14 protein-coding genes are annotated in these 13,742 nt (G+C 39.0%); all 14 read left to right on the forward strand.

Annotated elements, in window-relative coordinates:
- Positions 1 to 7 precede the first annotated feature (7 nt).
- Genes BLP50_RS02195 through cbiB form a run of 14 tightly spaced genes read left to right on the forward strand, consistent with a single transcriptional unit; the run spans position 8 to position 13,734 of the window.
- A complete protein-coding gene (locus BLP50_RS02195; RefSeq protein ID WP_090150298.1) occupies positions 8 to 640 on the forward strand; it encodes a precorrin-8X methylmutase in 633 nt (210 codons plus the stop codon).
- Between the two features lie 9 nt (positions 641 to 649).
- A complete protein-coding gene (gene cbiD, locus BLP50_RS02200) occupies positions 650 to 1,768 on the forward strand; it encodes a cobalt-precorrin-5B (C(1))-methyltransferase CbiD (protein WP_090150301.1) in 1,119 nt (372 codons plus the stop codon).
- Positions 1,769 to 1,794: 26 nt separating this feature from the next.
- Positions 1,795 to 3,630, forward strand: coding sequence for a metallophosphoesterase family protein (locus tag BLP50_RS02205; RefSeq protein ID WP_090150305.1), 1,836 nt, complete (start codon positions 1,795 to 1,797; stop codon positions 3,628 to 3,630).
- Positions 3,627 to 4,388, forward strand: a complete 762-nt coding sequence (cobM, locus tag BLP50_RS02210) for a precorrin-4 C(11)-methyltransferase (protein WP_090150309.1) — start codon at positions 3,627 to 3,629, stop codon at positions 4,386 to 4,388. The genes BLP50_RS02205 and cobM overlap by 4 nt, the downstream gene beginning before the upstream one ends.
- Positions 4,378 to 5,307: a cobalt-precorrin 5A hydrolase gene (locus tag BLP50_RS02215; protein ID WP_176753656.1), complete on the forward strand. Its 930-nt coding sequence runs from the start codon at positions 4,378 to 4,380 to the stop codon at positions 5,305 to 5,307. Before cobM ends, BLP50_RS02215 begins: the two co-directional genes overlap by 11 nt.
- 5 nt (positions 5,308 to 5,312) lie before the next feature.
- On the forward strand, positions 5,313 to 6,068 hold the full coding sequence (cobJ, locus tag BLP50_RS02220; RefSeq protein WP_090150949.1) for a precorrin-3B C(17)-methyltransferase: 756 nt from the start codon (positions 5,313 to 5,315) through the stop codon (positions 6,066 to 6,068).
- Positions 6,065 to 8,140 (forward strand): precorrin-6A reductase, encoded by a 2,076-nt coding sequence (gene cobK / locus BLP50_RS02225; RefSeq protein ID WP_090150315.1) that lies wholly within the window; start codon positions 6,065 to 6,067, stop codon positions 8,138 to 8,140. The genes cobJ and cobK overlap by 4 nt, the downstream gene beginning before the upstream one ends.
- Positions 8,141 to 9,487, forward strand: coding sequence for a cobyrinic acid a,c-diamide synthase CobB (locus BLP50_RS02230; RefSeq protein ID WP_090150318.1), 1,347 nt, complete (start codon positions 8,141 to 8,143; stop codon positions 9,485 to 9,487).
- A complete protein-coding gene (locus tag BLP50_RS02235; RefSeq protein ID WP_090150321.1) occupies positions 9,474 to 10,550 on the forward strand; it encodes a nicotinate-nucleotide--dimethylbenzimidazole phosphoribosyltransferase in 1,077 nt (358 codons plus the stop codon). The genes BLP50_RS02230 and BLP50_RS02235 overlap by 14 nt, the downstream gene beginning before the upstream one ends.
- Positions 10,551 to 10,552: 2 nt before the next feature.
- A complete protein-coding gene (locus BLP50_RS02240) occupies positions 10,553 to 11,137 on the forward strand; it encodes a bifunctional adenosylcobinamide kinase/adenosylcobinamide-phosphate guanylyltransferase (RefSeq protein ID WP_090150324.1) in 585 nt (194 codons plus the stop codon).
- Positions 11,134 to 11,895 carry an adenosylcobinamide-GDP ribazoletransferase gene (locus tag BLP50_RS02245; protein WP_090150326.1) on the forward strand — a complete coding sequence of 254 codons (762 nt, stop codon included), beginning with the start codon at positions 11,134 to 11,136 and terminating at the stop codon, positions 11,893 to 11,895. The genes BLP50_RS02240 and BLP50_RS02245 overlap by 4 nt, the downstream gene beginning before the upstream one ends.
- Positions 11,896 to 11,898: 3 nt before the next feature.
- On the forward strand, positions 11,899 to 12,231 hold the full coding sequence (locus BLP50_RS02250) for a bifunctional adenosylcobinamide kinase/adenosylcobinamide-phosphate guanylyltransferase (protein ID WP_090150329.1): 333 nt from the start codon (positions 11,899 to 11,901) through the stop codon (positions 12,229 to 12,231).
- The gene (locus tag BLP50_RS14255) at positions 12,228 to 12,806 is read left to right on the forward strand and encodes a histidine phosphatase family protein (protein ID WP_090150332.1); all 579 of its coding nucleotides are present in this window, start codon (positions 12,228 to 12,230) and stop codon (positions 12,804 to 12,806) included. The genes BLP50_RS02250 and BLP50_RS14255 overlap by 4 nt, the downstream gene beginning before the upstream one ends.
- On the forward strand, positions 12,748 to 13,734 hold the full coding sequence (gene cbiB / locus BLP50_RS02260; RefSeq protein ID WP_090150336.1) for an adenosylcobinamide-phosphate synthase CbiB: 987 nt from the start codon (positions 12,748 to 12,750) through the stop codon (positions 13,732 to 13,734). The genes BLP50_RS14255 and cbiB overlap by 59 nt, the downstream gene beginning before the upstream one ends.
- Positions 13,735 to 13,742 lie beyond the last annotated feature (8 nt).

Genomic DNA, 13,742 nt, shown 5'->3' on the forward strand with positions numbered 1-13,742 from the left:
GGATAATATGAAAATAGATTTTATTCTTCCTTCAGAAATAGAAAAGCGAAGCTTTGAGATTATTTCGGAAGAGCTTAGTAAAATGGGAATTTCCATTCCTGAAGAACAGGAGCCAATTACAAAAAGAGTCATTCATACCAGTGCAGATTTTGATTATGCATCAACTATGACATATTCTGATGGGGCCATAGCAAGAGCTAAGGAGCTTATTAAAAATGGGGCGCACATTGTGACGGATACCAATATGGCTCTTTCAGGAATTAACAAGAAAAAGTTGGCTGAGTATGGCGGTCAGGTACATTGTTTTATGGCTGATGAGGATGTGGCAAAAGAAGCCAAGGAAAGACAGGTTACTAGGGCCACTGTTTCTATGGAAAGAGCGGCAGCTCTTGATGTACCAGTTATATTTGCAATTGGCAATGCTCCAACAGCTCTAATCCAACTTCATGAGATGATGGAATCAGGAAAATTCACACCTGAGTTTGTCATAGGAGTTCCTGTTGGATTTGTAAATGTGGTGGCAGCAAAGGAACTATTTTTAAATTCCAATGTACCTTTTATTATTAATAAAGGCAGAAAAGGTGGTAGCAATATAGCGGCAGCTATCGTAAATGCGATACTTTATAACATAGATAAATAGGAGCTTTTCATGAGAAAGGGGTTTACAACTGGAAGCTGTTCAGCGGCAGCAGCAAAAGCGGCAGCCTATATGCTTCTGACCGGTCAGGAAAAACTTAATATAGAAATTGAAACTCCTGCTGGAGTGATGTTTGCTGCGAAAATAGTTGACATCATTAGAGAGGAAAGACAGGTTACTTGCGCTGTTATAAAGGATGGAGGAGACGATCCGGATGTTACAACAGGTGCACATGTGACTGCCACTGTTTCTATAGCAGAAGACACCCTTGAACAATCATTTAATGAGCCTTCTGTTTTTATAGATGGAGGGGTGGGAGTTGGTAGAGTTACTTTGCCAGGACTTGATCAACCAGTTGGAAATGCAGCTATTAACAGTGTCCCACGAGAGATGATTGAAAAGGAAGTTATGGAGGTATGTAAGCTTCTAGACTTTAATGGCAAGCTAAATGTGGTGATTTCCGTTCCAGAGGGAGTGGAACTTGCCAGCAAGACATTTAACCCTCGTCTTGGTATAACAGATGGAATATCAATTCTTGGCACCACAGGAATAGTGGAGCCTATGAGTAACAAGGCTATTATAGACACCATTAATGTAGAGCTTTCTCAAAAGAAGGCCTTAGGTTTTAAATACGCTGCGGTTACTCCTGGCAACTATGGACTTAAGTTTATGAAGGACACCTTCGACTATGATTTGGAAGCTAGCGTTAAGTGCTCCAATTTTATTGGAGAGACAGTTGATAGAGTTATTGAGCTTGGCTTTGAAGGAATGATAATAACCGGCCATATAGGAAAGTTGATAAAGGTTGCCGGAGGTATTATGAATACCCATTCCCATGAGGCAGATGCCAGAATGGAGATTTTGGCATCCCAGGTGGTTAGAGCAGGAGGGGATACAGACTTAGCTAGAAAAGTACTTGATTGCCTTAATACTGAAGAGGCGCTTAATCTCATAAAAGAAGCTCATTTACTGAAGCAGACAATGGATATTGTACTAGAAAAGATTGTGTTCTATTTGAATTTTAGAGCTGGAAGTAAAATCAAAATCGAATGTATTTTATATTCCAATGAATTTGGTATATTAGCACAGTCTCATGGGGCATTAAATATGTTAAAATGTTTACATGAGTGATTGAGTATAAAATAGGGGTGGGGGTTATGAGTTTTAAGTCTAGATTCAGAAGGTTTAAGCTACATCTGTATCTAAATATAATACTTGGAATAGGATGTTTTATTTTCCTTTTAAACGCCTTTATCTATAGGCGTAGTTTTCTATGGCTTTTTGGTGTGCTTTTTGTAGTATCTCTTATTGCACTTATTATTTCTGAAACCAATAGAAGAAAGAATGCATTAGGATTACTTGAAAATGTAGACGAGCAACTTATACCTTTTATACGACTTTTTGACAGATATAATAGAAGACTTATTAACTGGAGCTTAGTAGCTTTTGGGTGGGTGTTTTCATTTGGATTTTCACTTATTTCCATTGGCATCAACTCAAAGCCTTTTGAGTTTCTGGAAAAGATAAATATTAATCTGATAGTCTTTGAAGTAATAGCTTTTTTCATTATCAAGAATTACACATTAGTAGGATGGTTTTCTAAGAACCACAATTTTGAAAATGCTGGGGCTCTTAGAAAGCTTCACAAGAGAGCTATTATTCTCTCTTTAATTTATTGGCTAGTTGCTAGCGGCATATACTATTACTTTGAAGAAGTCTTTGTTATAGACAGTGCACCGTTTTTCAGCGGTCTATACATTTTTATAGCGCTCGTCTTTAACCTCTTTAAGTTAAACCAGTTTACCCATTCAAAGAAAAAATATAACAGGTTGGTTGTTGCAATGATTTTAATTGTTGCAATAGTTGTAGGTGGCTACAGTTTCCTGTCTAGAGATATTTGGCTTACTCAGCCATACATTAATCATGTTCCTAATATTTACGATGGACACAGTGAGATAACTTATGATGAGCGCACAGGTATTTATACCATTACTAAGGAAAGTGGAGACTTTAAAATACTTCAGCTCACAGACATACATTTGGGAGGAAGCTTTCTTTCCTATGACAAAGACCTAAAGGCTTTGGACACTATATTCCAGCTTTTGGAGGAGACTAGGCCAGATCTTGTAATAGTAACAGGTGATTTGGTTTTCCCTATAGGATATGCTTCATTTTCATTTAATAACACTGCACCAGTTCAGCAGTTTGCAGCCTTTATGAGAAATACTGGAATACCATGGGCATTTACCTATGGCAATCATGATACAGAAAGCTATGCTGCATCATCCAAGAAAGATTTGAACGAGTTGTATAAATCCCTGTCTTGGTATACAAGCAAGAATCTTTTGTACCCATATGTGCAGCCTGATATTACAGGAAGAAACAACCAGCTTATTGAACTTAAGAATCAGGATGGTTCGTTGGCACAGGCGCTGTTTCTAATAGATTCTAACGCCTATACAGGTGAGGGTATCAGCAGTGAGTATGACTATATTCATGATGACCAAGTGGAGTGGTACAAAAATCAAGTTCTAGCATTAGAAGATGAAGAAGGAGACATAGTGCCATCTATGATATTTATCCACATCCCTCTTCAGGAATATGCAACTGCAGCAGATTTGTACAATGCTAGAAGCGACGAAGTGACTTATTATTTTGGAAGCAATAAAGAATCTAAAGTAGGTAAGGTGTCATGTTCTAAGTATCCTAGTAAACTATTTGATACAGCAAAGGAACTTAAAAGCACCGAAGCAATTTTCTGTGGCCATGACCACTATAACAATATGTCCCTTGAGTATCAGGGAATTAGGCTTACTTATGGAATGAGTATTGATTATTTGGCTATGTCAGGAATAGCAAGAGATACAGAACAAAGAGGTGCTACTCTTATAACAATCCATGATGATGGTGAATGGGATATTGAGCAGGTGCCTTTTGGAAATAAAAGTTTTACTTTTTTTGATGACTTTAAAAGGATGGGACAGAGAAAATGATTACATTTGTGGGAGCAGGTTGCGGTGCAGCAGATTTGATTACAGTTAGGGGCATGCGACTATTAACTAGGGCGGATACAATTATTTACACAGGCTCCTTAGTTAACGAGGAGCTTTTAGGATACGCCAAAGATTCTTGCTTTTGTTATGACAGTTCTAAGATGACCTTAGATGAGGTTATGGACGTTATGATAAAAGGGGATGAGAAGCAGGAAGAAATCGTAAGACTTCACACAGGTGATCCTAGCCTATATGGAGCCATTCAGGAGCAGATGCACATACTAGATGAGCATGGAATACGGTATGAGACTTGTCCAGGAGTCAGTGCTTGCTTTGGTGCAGCAGCTAGTCTTAATTTGGAGTATACCCTTCCTGATATCAGCCAGTCTCTTATTATTACTAGAATGGCAGGGAGGACAGCAGTACCAGAAAAAGAATCTATAGAGAGCTTTGCAAAACATGGAGCTACAATGGCTATTTATTTGAGCTCAGGTATGTTAGAAGAGCTTCAAGAGAGACTGATTGCAGGTGGATATTCTCCTAGTACAAAGGCAGCTATTGTTTATAAAGCTTCTTGGCCAGATGAGAAAAAGTTTATATGTACAGTAGGCACGCTAGCTAAGACTGGTGCTGAAAATGGTATTAATAGATTTGCAGTTATTTTAGTGGGGGATGTAATAGGAAAAGCGGGTTATTCTCTATCAAAGTTGTATGATCCGTATTTTGAAACGGGATATAGAAAGAGTTATGAAAAGTAAAAAAATTATTAGGGTTGCATATTTTACAGATACAGGAAAAGAGCTGGCATTAAAACTATTTGATGATTGGGATAAGGCTATTCCAGAATATAGAAATGAGCAGTTGTCACTTAATGATTGGGTACAGGATTCCTTTGAAAACCATTTGCCTATTTTATTTATAGGAGCTGTTGGAATAGCTGTTAGAGCTATAGCACCATTTGTAAATAACAAGCTTAAAGATTCCGCTGTAGTAGTTACAGACGAGCTTGGGCTAAATGTTATTCCTATTTTGTCAGGTCATTTTGGAGGAGCTAATGACTGGGCTAGGGCTATCGCTGAAAAGATAGATTCCAATCCAGTAATCACCACTGCTACAGATATTAATAACGTATTTGCGGTAGATGTTTTCGCCAGAGAAAATGGATTTAAAATTAAAAATAAAGAAATGATTAAAGTGGTCTCCACTAAGGCACTTAAGGGAGAAAAGCTTAATGCCATAGAGACACAGGAATACCTTGATATTGATGGATTGTGGCTGGTGCCAAAGAGGCTGACACTTGGAATTGGATGTAAAAAGGGCAAGACCTTTAAAGAGCTTTTTGAGTTTGTTACAAGTGTATATGATGAGGAATATCTATATGATAATCTGTATGCCATTTCATCAATTGATGTAAAGGCATCAGAGATTGGGCTTATTAAGCTGGCCCAGTACTTTGGAGTTCCTTTTATGACTTATTCTGCTGATGAGCTTTTGGCAGTAGAGGGAGATTTTAATGAATCTGATTTTGTAAAAGAAAATGTAGGCGTAGGAAATGTTTGTGAGAGGTCTGCACTGCTTGCAGCAGGCGAAGAATCCACAATCATTAAAGAGAAAAAAGCATTTGATGGAATGACACTTGCAGCAGCAAGACGAGAAAAAGTAGTTATAGATTGGTAGAAAAAATGGCAGGAAAGATATACATAGTTGGCATGGGGCCAGGATTTAAATCAATGATGACAGAGGATGCATTTAATGCAATGGAGAAAGCTGATGTTATCGTTGGATATACAGTATATATAGATTTGGTTAAGGAACATTTTCCTAACAAGGAATTCTTTACCACTCCTATGAAAAAAGAAATTGAGCGATGCAGAGCATGTTTTGATTTTGCCCTTGAAGGGAAGACGGTTGCATTTATTTGCAGCGGCGATGCAGGCATATATGGTATGGCGGCGCCTATGTATGAGCTTTTACCTGAATATATGAATAGTTCTTCTGATTTTACAGAGGACAATCTCATAGTGATTCCTGGCGTTACATCGGCAATTTCTGGGGCAGCAGTTTTAGGTGCTCCTATTAATCATGATTTTTGCCTTATAAGCCTTAGCGATTTACTTACACCTTGGGAAGTGATTGAAAAGAGATTAAAGGCAGCGGTTATGGGAGATTTTTCTATTGTTTTATACAATCCTTCCAGCAAAAAAAGGCATGATTATCTTGAGAAAGCCTGCGATATTTTAATGGAGGCAGGTGCAAGTAAAGACAGGGCCTGTGGCTATGTGGAAAACATTGGAAGAGTGGGGCAGAACTCTCATGTTTGTACCCTTTTAGAGTTAAAAAGTACTCAGGTTAATATGTTTACAACTGTATTTGTTGGAAACTCAAATACAAGAATAATATCAGATAAGCTTGTAACACCTAGAGGTTATAAAATATGAATAAAGTAATTATATTTGGTGGAACTACAGAAGGAAGGCGTTTGGCTCAGACCTTGGCTAAAAAGGAAATTTTTTGCGTATACTGTGTTGCTACAGATTATGGCAAGGACCCTATAGAAGAGTCTGAGTATATTGAGGTGCGAACAGGACGACTGGACTCAACAGCTATGGTTGAGATGTTTGAGTGTGAGCAGCCAGATGGAATCATTGATGCCACTCATCCTTTCGCGACAGCAGTGAAGACTGAGATTGAGGACGCCTTATTTAGATACATAACTGTTCCATTTTATCGCCTCTTGCGAGCAGAAGATAATGTGGATGTTAGTGGGTGCACTTTTTTTGACTCGGCACTTGATGTGGCTAGAGCCCTTGAAAATACCACTGGCAAGGTGTTTCTTACTACAGGAAGTAAGGAGCTTCCAGTTTTCTGTCAGAGTGAGTCTCTAAGAGAGCGAATAATAGCTCGAGTTATCCCTAATATAGAGAGTCTTGAAATCTGTAAGGAGCAGGGGCTAAAAGGAAGCCAGATTATAGCTATGCAGGGTCCTTTTTCAAAGGCTATGAATGTGGCTTTTTTAAAAGAATCTGGCGCCAGCATTCTTGTTTTAAAAGAGGGCGGTCAGGCTTCTGGGGAGGCCGAGCGTATAGAGGCAGCAGGAGCCCTTGGAATAAAATGCTTTGTTATTAGAAGGCCACAGGAAAAGGTGGAAGGCCTTACCTTTGACCAGGTGAGAGACAAGCTGTTTAATCTATTTAGGATAGATTATTCTGATGATTTAGAAGAGACAGATGAAGTGACAGCGGCCATGCCAGAGCAGGGCTTCGACAATAAAATCAACGTGATTCTTGCAGGTTTTGGAATGGGACCTGCCAGCCAGACTAGAGAGGTACTTGAGGCAATAGAGGAGGCCGACTATATTTTTGGCGCTCCTAGAATGCTTGTTGGCTTTGATTCTAAGGCTAAAAAGTACCCACATTATTTGGCAGAGGATATTGTTCCAATTCTTCAACAGATTACTATTGATTTAAAATATGGCACCAAAAATGTGGTAATACTTCTTTCGGGAGACACTGGTTTTTACAGCGGTGCAGCAAAACTTGGAAAGGCACTTGATGAGCTTAATTTCTGCAAGACCAGGATTCTTCCGGGCATTTCATCAATTAGTGCAATTGCTGCTAGAGCCAAGGAAAATTGGCAGGATGGAGAGATTCTTAGCACACATGGAATAAAGGAATCTACTTGGAAGCTGCAGGTTTTAAATGGAGCTCTTCACAACAAAAAGACTTTTGTGATTACCTCTGGTGCCAAGGATGTACGCATCATAGGTGAGATGCTTGTATCTGCTGAAAAAGAGTATGGTATCAGATTCAAAATATTTGTAGGCACCAATCTCTACACGGATGAAAGGGTAGAGTGGCTTACAGCAGATAAATGTGCAAGCTTTAATAGAGATGGACTTGTTACCATTTTGATAAAAAATGATAATGTTATTCCAAAAATTCTGGCTCCATCTCTTTTGGATAGCCAGTTTATTAGAGACAAGGTTCCAATGTCCAAAGAGGAAATCAGAGCTCTTTCTGTATGTAAATTGCAGCCAACAAAGAATTCTGTGATTTATGATATTGGAAGTGGAAGTGGCTCTGTGGCTGTGGAATTGGCACTTTTGGATCCATCAGTAAAGGTTTTTGCAGTTGAGATAAAGCCAGAAGCATGCAGTCTTATCAAGAAAAATATTGAGAAATTTAGTGCTTCCAATATAGAGCTTGTTGAGGGAGCTGCTCCTGATGTTATAAGAGATTTGCCAGCGCCTACTCATGTATTTATTGGTGGCAGTGGTGGAAGACTTGAGGATATTTTATCTGAACTTATAAGTAGAAATACGCATATACGAATTGTAATTAATGCTGTGACATTAGAGACAATCAGTGAAATAAATAATGTATTAAAGAAATTTGAAATCGACGATGCGGATATTGTCCAAGTGACAGTTAGCAAGTCAAAGAAGGCTGGAGAATACTCTCTTATGCAGGGACAAAATCCAGTATACATCGTTTCTTTTGGGGTTAATTAGATGAATTGCTATAGAATAATGCTTGCTGCCAATAAAAGCGGCAGTGGAAAAACTACTATTACATGTGGACTGCTTGGGGCACTTAAGGAGAGGGGACTTAATCCTTGCAGCTTTAAATGCGGACCAGATTATATTGATCCAATGTTTCATAGAAATGTGCTTGGTATTCCATCAGGCAATCTCGATACGTTTTTTACAGAGGATGATGTTACAAGGGAATTATTTGAAAATGAATTCTCTGGTGATATAGCTGTTATAGAAGGTGTTATGGGCCTTTTTGATGGCATAGGCGGAGTGGAGCTTACTGGTTCATCTTATGATTTGGCTAGAGTTTTAAAGACACCTATTATTCTTGTTATAGATGCCAAGGGAGCAGGCCGCTCAGTCTTGGCAGAGATTAGAGGTTTTCTTGATTATGACCGTGAGCATCTTATAAAGGGCGTTATCCTAAATAGAACTAGCAAGGCATTTGGAGTAAAGCTTGCTGACCTCATAGAAGAGGAATTACATATTAAGTGCTTTGGAACTGTTGCTGAAGAAAAAAATGTGGAGTTATCTTCTCGACATTTGGGACTATATCTTCCTCAGGAGATTGATGATATAAATAAAAAACTTGAGAAGCAGACGAATCTTGTTTTAGATGGGGTGGATATTGATGGAATAATTGAACTATCAAAGACTGTTCCAGAGATTAAGGCTGCTTCAAAAATTTTTGTACAGCCATCTAAGGCTAGCGATAATAAACTTCGTCTTGGAGTAGCTAGAGATGAGGCATTCTGTTTTTATTACAGAGAAAATCTTGCAATGCTTCAGGCAAGAGGTGTGGAGCTTGTAGAGTTTTCACCTTTGAGAGACCATCATTTACCAGAAAATATATCAGGAATTCTTCTTGGGGGAGGATATCCAGAAAACTATTTGTCTGCTCTACAGGGAAATACTCAGATAAAAGCAGAGATAAAAAAAGCCATGGATAGAGGTATTCCAATGCTAGCAGAGTGCGGTGGCTTTATGTATCTTTTAGATAATATTAAAAATGAACAGGACAAGACCTACAATATGATAGGTGCCATAAATGGTAGTGCTTACTGGACTGGAAAGCTTGTGAGATTCGGCTATGTTACTATAGAAGCTGAGGGCTTTGAAATTAAGGGACATGAGTTCCACTATTATGACACAGATAATAATGGCTCATCATTTACAGCGAAAAAGCCTACTGGAAACAGAAGCTGGCAATGTATTCACAAAGTTGGACCATCCTATATTGGATTCCCTCATTTGTATTATCCATCAGCACCAGTATTTGTAGATAAATTTGTGGAGGCTATGAAAAACTATGGCGGAAACTAGATATTTATTTGATGATATTTTAGAGAATAAGCTTTCTGTGGAGCCTCTAGATAATGAGGCCTATGAAAAAGTTAAATCAGAGTGGGACAGAGTATCAAAGCCAATTAATAGCTTTGGTGCTTTAGAGGATTTGCATTCTAAAATCGCCGCTATTCAAGGGTTTGAAGCTCCTGATTTATCCCACATGAGACTTATTGTTTGCTGCGGTGATCACGGCATAGTGGAGGAGGGTGTTACCCAAACTAGTCAGGAGGTTACTAGAATCTGCGCCACCAATATAGGCAAGGGGCTTACTACAGCAGGTACTATGGCTAGACATCTAGGTATTGATATAATGGCAGTAGATGTGGGTATCAATTATGAAAAGGAAGTCCCATATACTTTAAACAGAAGAGTGAAGTATGGTACTTGCAATTTTCTTAAGCAGCCTGCTATGTCTGTAGAGGAATTCTCTCGTGCAGTACAGGTGGGGATGGACCTTGTTAAGGAGAGTAAGGAACAGGGATATACAGCACTTTTACTTGGCGAGATGGGCATTGGCAATACCACATCAGCTGCGGTTGTTTCTGGATATTTGCTGGATTTAAATGCCGAGCAGGTTACAGGACGTGGCGCAGGTCTTGATGACGAAGGATTTAGCAGAAAGCGTGCTGTTGTTTCTATGGCCCTTTCAAAATATTCTGGTCTTTCTCCTGTTGAGATATGTGCTAATTTTGGCGGTTTAGAGCTTGCTGCAATGACAGGGGTTGTCATTGGTGGAGGTCTTTATAAGGTGCCGATTATAATCGATGGCATGCTGACTCAGGTGTCAGCCCTTGTTGCAGAGCGCTTACTTGAAAATGTTAAGGACTATTTAATTCCTTCTCACATCAGCAAGGAGCCAGTTGCTATAAAGCTTGCAAGCAAGCTAAATCTTCCAACTGTTCTGGAGGCCAATATGGCAGTGGGAGAGGGGGTTGGAGCCGTTATGATGGCTCAGATTCTTAGACTTACAGATACAGTATTTCATGATGCGCTTAAATTCGGTGAGTCCGGTGTAGAGCAGTATGAGAAATTTGAATAACTATGATTACATTAATTTACGGTGGTAGTAGCAGCGGCAAATCTTCTTATGCAGAGGATTACGTATGCAAATCAAATTACAAAAATAGATATTATCTTGCTACGATGGTTCCCTATGACGAAGAATCAAAAGAGAGAGTGAAGCGTCATAGAGACCTTAGAGCGGGAAAGGATTTTGTCACCTTAGAGCATTCTGTTGATATTACAGATGCTATACCAGAGGTATTAACGGTGGATTCAGGAGACTTTTCTACTGATAGTCGGTTGTCGCAGGAGGACATTATTCTTCTTGAGTGTATGTCCAATCTGGTAGCCAATGAGATGTTTAGAGATGGGCAGGTTTTTCCTTCAGATTATTGCATCAAAAAGATAATGGAGGATGTTAAGGAGCTTCATCAAAAGGTAAAAAATATAGTTATTGTCACTAACAATGTTTTTGAAGATAGCGCAGAATATGATGAGGGGACAAAGGACTATCTGAGGGCATTGGGGAAGATTAACCAAAAAATCTCAGCCCTTGCTGATGAGGTATATGAAGTAGTTGTAGGAATAGCTATTCCCATAAAAGAAAAAGGTAGAGTGTTATGAGTATTATAAAGTCAATTATTGTGGCCGTTTCCATGTATTCTAGGATTCCAATGCCACGTTTTAACTGGAATAGCAAGGATATGAAATATCATTTGATATTTTTCCCTTGGGTAGGCGCTGTCATAGGAGCCCTAGAGTATGGATGGCAAAAGCTTTCATATGAGTTTAATATTTCTTATATCGTATTTACGTTAATAGCATTGGTTATTCCTGTTATCGTAACCGGTGGATTTCATGTAGATGGATATATGGATACAAGCGATGCACTGGCTTCCTGGGGTGACAAGGAAAAGCGCCTTGAGATACTTAAGGATTCTCATGTTGGTGCATTTGCAGTTATTAGGTTAATTACTCTTGGAATAATCCTATTTTCTGCCATATATTCCATGGATGAGCTTGGATTTACTGCCTGGACATTTACCTTTTTTATTTCCAGAGCAATAAGTGGAATTTGTGTTATCAAATACAAAAAGGGCAAGAATGAGGGCATATTAAATACAAGTGCTCAGACTGCAGATGAAAAAAAGGTAGTATTTTTCTTGGCGCTACAATTTATTCTGTGGGCATTGATGGCAGGAGCCTTTTTTCAGTTTTATTGGACGGCAGTACTTGTGGCGCTTGTTATTTCAGTTGTTTATTATGTTTTTACCGCATATACGAAATTCGGCGGAATCACAGGGGATCTGGCCGGATGGTTTGTATGCATTGCTGAAACTCTGATGGCAGTGGCTATAGCTATATTTTCTAAACTGGGGTAAATTATGATTCTTATTATAGGTGGAAGTTATCAAGGTAAAACTGCATACGCAAGAGCTAATTTTCCTGAATACAGGTATCTCAATCAGCTTCATCTTTTTGTAAAAAAGAGACTTGATGAAGGTAAAAAGCCAGATGCAATAATGGCAGAGATATTAGATATCATAAAAGAAGGAGAATGGGCAATAATCTCAGATGAGATTGGTAACGGTGTAGTACCACTAGAGCCAGATGACAGAAGATGGCGTGAAATTACTGGAAGTATTCTTACTGCTTTAGCTAAGGAAGCTACAGAGGTGCACAGGGTAGTTTGTGGTATAGGACAGAGGATAAAATGATAGACAAAACAATCACTTTGATTCGCCATGGGAAAACAAGCGGTAATTATGAGAAACGGTATGTAGGAATAACCGACGAGCAGATGACCATGGAGGGAGAGAGGGAAATCCATATCAGAAAGTATCCAGAGGCAGATATAGTTTTTTCTAGTCCTCTTGTACGCTGTGTCCGCACAGCTAAAATTATTTATCCAGGTAAGGATATTATCTTGATAGATGATTTGAGAGAAACTGATTTTGGATTATTCGAAGGGAAAAATTACAAGGAGCTTTCCGGTAATCCAGACTATCAGGCATGGATTGATGGGGGAGGCGTAGATGCTTTTCCAGGTGGGGAAAGCAGAGAGGATGCTAGTAAGCGTTCACTTAGAGGTTTTTACAGCATTATTCAGCAGGCCGCTGACTATACTAATGTTTCTGTTATTTGTCATGGCGGAACTATTATGGCAATTTTAAGCCAGCTTTTTGGCGGAGATTATTATTCATATCATATAGAAAATAGTGAGGGATTTATATTTGATTTATCATCTGACGGCGTTTATAGCGGGCTTCATCCTAGATCTTTTCTTAGGTGATCCAATTGGCTGGCCTCATCCAATAAGATGGATTGGGTCTATGATAGGCTCTCTTTCGGATTCATTTTTAAAAAGAGCAGATAGAAGTCTTGATATAGAAACTATTCCAAGGCGAAAAAGAATTATGGGAGTGTGGCTGGTGGTTATTGTAATTACAGTGACTGCAGCTACATCTTTTTTAATACTTCACTTCGCATACACGGTATATTCATTTTTAGGAGTTATAATAGAATCTGTAATGACATACTATTGTCTTGCAGCTAAGTCTCTTTGGGTGGAGAGTATGAAAGTATCTACCGCCCTTGAAAAAGAGGGATTGCAGTCAGGCCGCAGCGCAGTATCTATGATTGTAGGTCGTGACACGGCTGAGCTTACAGAAAAGGGTGTTATTAAGGCTGCTGTTGAGACTGTTGCAGAAAATACATCAGATGGTGTTATAGCACCTATGATTTATCTAGTAATTGGAGGCCCTGTACTTGGACTTGTATACAAGGCAATCAACACCATGGATTCCATGGTGGGATATAAAAATGACAAGTATATGGACTTTGGCAAGGCAGCTGCAAAACTGGATGATGTAGTTAATTACATTCCATCTAGACTAAGCGCAATACTTATGATTGTTAGTTGCCTGTTTCTTGGACATAATTACAGTGCCATATATGCATTTAAAATTTTCAGAAGAGATAGATACAATCATGCAAGCCCAAATTCTGCACAGACAGAGAGCGCATGCGCTGGAGCACTTGGTCTTAGGCTTGCAGGACCAGCCAGTTATTTTGGCAAAATAGTAGATAAAAAGTATATAGGTGACAGTGTGAGAAATATAGAGCTTGCAGATATAAAACGAGCTAATATTTTGATGGTTGCCACAGCGGCACTCTGTGAACTTATATGTGCTGCGATTATGGTACTTATTGTTTTATGAAAGGTGTG

The organism is Pseudobutyrivibrio sp. AR14 (genome assembly GCF_900101325.1).
Classification (GTDB): domain Bacteria; phylum Bacillota; class Clostridia; order Lachnospirales; family Lachnospiraceae; genus Pseudobutyrivibrio.